This is a genomic window from Bacillus sp. AFS001701 (assembly GCF_002559405.1).
Classification (GTDB): Bacteria; Bacillota; Bacilli; order Bacillales; family Bacillaceae_G; genus Gottfriedia.
Window position 1 is genome coordinate 1 of sequence record NZ_NTZO01000152.1, and the last position, 2,358, is coordinate 2,358.

Consider the following 2,358-nt stretch of genomic DNA (forward strand, 5'->3'; position numbering starts at 1 on the left):
TATTATTATTGTTATTAAATACCCTTTTCATTTTGACAAAAAGAAAAAGCATTTCTCATACAAAGAAATGCTTTTTCTTAAATAATGTTAAAGGTAGTTTATTTATTTGCAGCGTTTATTACATTAAGAGATTGATTAATTGCCGTTTTACATTTATTTACATCAGGGGTTGATGTACGAGCTGCTGCTAATACAACGTCAATCGTACCATCAATTTTAGTCCATGAAGTACTATCTATTTTTCTAAGTTTAGACTCTGAAGTATCCCATTGATGTTCCAAATTGTCAGCATCTTTTTTAGCTGAATTAAAGTTCTTTGAGTTAATATCCGACAACATTTTATTTTCTATTGTTGCAAAATCTGTTAATTGACCAGATAATGTTGTTTCAGTAGAAGCTGCATTTGATGATAATTTAATATAACCGCCAATACCAACTGCAAAGAAAATACACAGTGCTAAAATAGTTTGTGTCATGATATTATTCTTACTTCTATTTTCATCTATTCTTTCAATATATAATGAAATATCAATTTTTGTAACAGCAAGGAAAACAATGATTGCTAAAATTGCGATTAGAAAAATGATACTTGTACTTGTTGTTCCTAAACCTATACCGCCATTCACTTTTGGCTGAGATAGGTAATCTCCTAGTGATGCCCCAAGTGGACGTGTAAGAATGTACGCTATCCAGAAACCTAACATTCCATCAAGTTTTAAAAACTTCCACGCTAAGAATACACAAAGTATGATCACAATAACTGTTACACCAGTTTTAAAATAACCTAGTCCAAGTTGCTCAGAATATAAATCCCCAACAGCAGTACCTAGTGCAAATGTAAAAAGAATCGCCAACCAATAAAATATTTCTCTTTTTCTTGTGAAAATTGAATGGATCGAAAGTGTTTTTTCACTAAGAAACCAAAAAAGAAACGTTAATGCTAGCAGCACGGAGAATACAATCGTACTTGTTTCAAGAGGTACGCCAATAGCGTCAGTCAAATTATCAGTTACCAATGTACCAAATACACTTATTAGTACAACAGTGATCCAATAAAGACTTGGAACATATTTCTTTGCCTTGAATTGAAAAAATAAAGAGATAAAAAATGCAACACCCATAAGGACCGTTGTAAGTCCTAAACCCAAACCAACGTTAAAATTCAAGAAATCAGCAAATGTTTCACCAACAGTTGTACATAGAACTTTAATAATCCAGAAATAGATTGTAACTTCTGGTACTTTGTTAAGCAGATTATTTATTGTCTTTTGTTTTGTCTCCATAATTGAATTCCTTTCTATCGAATTAAAGTACATTTGTATAATCACACATAATAATGAAAGGAAAATGAAAAACATGAGAATTGAACAATTTTTTTTATAGATTGATAACTTCTTTACATGATTGATTTTAAAGTACAACAAAAAGGAGTAGGTAAATTCCTACTCCTTTTTTATTGAATATTTAAAGTTTACTTTGCTTTGTTAAAATCCAATTCCGCTTCTTTGTTCATGCCTTTTTTCAGATAAGCATTTCCGCGGTCACTGTAAGCAAGTTTAAAGTGAGGATTCAATTCAATTGACTTGCTAAAATCGGCAATGGCCAGATCGTACATCTGCTTATAGTAATAGGCAAGCCCGCGGTCGTCATATACGAGGTAATCTTTTGAATTCAAATTAATGGCCTTGTTGAAATCGGCAATGGCCAGATCGTACATCTGTTTACTGAGATAGGCATACCCACGGTTGTCATATACTTGGTAATCATTTGAGTTCAAATCAATGGCTTTATTGTAATCAGAAATGGCCTGATCATACATCTGCTTGCTTTGATAGGCAAGCCCGCGATCGTTATATACGAGGTAATCTTTTTGATTCAAATCGATGGCCTTATTGTAATCGGCGATGGCCTGGTCGAACATCTGCATATTATAATAGGCAAGCCCACGGTTGTCATATACCTGATAATCTTTTTGATTCAAATCAATGGCTTTGTTGAAATCGGCAATGGCCTGTTTATACATTCTCTTATTGTAATAGGCATTTCCGCGGTCGTTATATACGAGGTAATCTTTTTGATTCAAATCAATGGCCTTGTTGTAATCAGAAATGGCCAGATCATACATCTGCCTATTATAATAGGCAAGCCCACGGTTGTCATATACCTGATAGTCTTTTTGATTCAAATTAATGGCCTTGTCGTAATTGGAGATGGCCTGTAGATACATTTGCTTATCGTTATAGACAAGTCCAAGGTTGTTATATGTCAGGTAGTATTTTGAATTCAAATCAATGGACTTATTGAAATCGGCAATGGCCTGATCATACATTTGCTGATAGTAATAGGCAAGCCCGCGGT

General features: G+C 33.5%; 2 protein-coding genes. Both read right to left on the reverse strand.

All coding sequences use genetic code 11. The features are described 5' to 3' along the window. Window positions 1–98: 98 nt before the first annotated feature. Entirely contained in the window at window positions 99–1,283 is a 1,185-nt protein-coding gene (locus CN514_RS11985) for a COG4705 family protein (RefSeq protein ID WP_286141652.1), read from the reverse strand. 188 nt (window positions 1,284–1,471) lie between these two features. After that, window positions 1,472–2,358 (reverse strand): tetratricopeptide repeat protein (locus tag CN514_RS11990; protein ID WP_141529359.1); only part of this gene is annotated, 887 nt, incomplete at its 5' end.